This is a genomic window from Enterobacter sp. HMSC16D10, from assembly GCF_001807145.1.
GTDB lineage: Bacteria > Pseudomonadota > Gammaproteobacteria > Enterobacterales > Enterobacteriaceae > Enterobacter > Enterobacter roggenkampii.
In genome coordinates, this window is record NZ_KV787854.1 from 1 (window position 1) to 245 (window position 245).

Annotated in this window: 1 protein-coding gene; it reads left to right on the plus strand. The window is 53.1% G+C overall.

What is annotated here, in order from left to right; all coding sequences use genetic code 11:
- The coding region (locus HMPREF3143_RS26075) for a hypothetical protein (protein WP_217628552.1) at positions 1-226 on the plus strand (226 nt) is incomplete at its 5' end.
- Positions 227-245 lie beyond the last annotated feature (19 nt).

A 245-nucleotide genomic window follows, 5' to 3' on the forward strand; every position in this document is an offset into this window, starting at 1 on the left:
ACCCCGTACCGAAAGGTGCGGGGTTTTTTGCTTTGTGCGTCAGGAATCATGCCGGATGGCGGCTTCGCCTTATCCGGCCTACAAAACCTGTAGGCCCGGTAAGCGCAGCGCCACCGGGCATGGCAGACCGCACGATCCCACGGTAAAAAGAAGCAAGAATACTAAAGAAGGGATTTATAAACGCAGAAAAGCAAAAACCCAGCCATTGGCTGGGTTCTTTAAATAGTGGTGCCCGGACTCGGAAT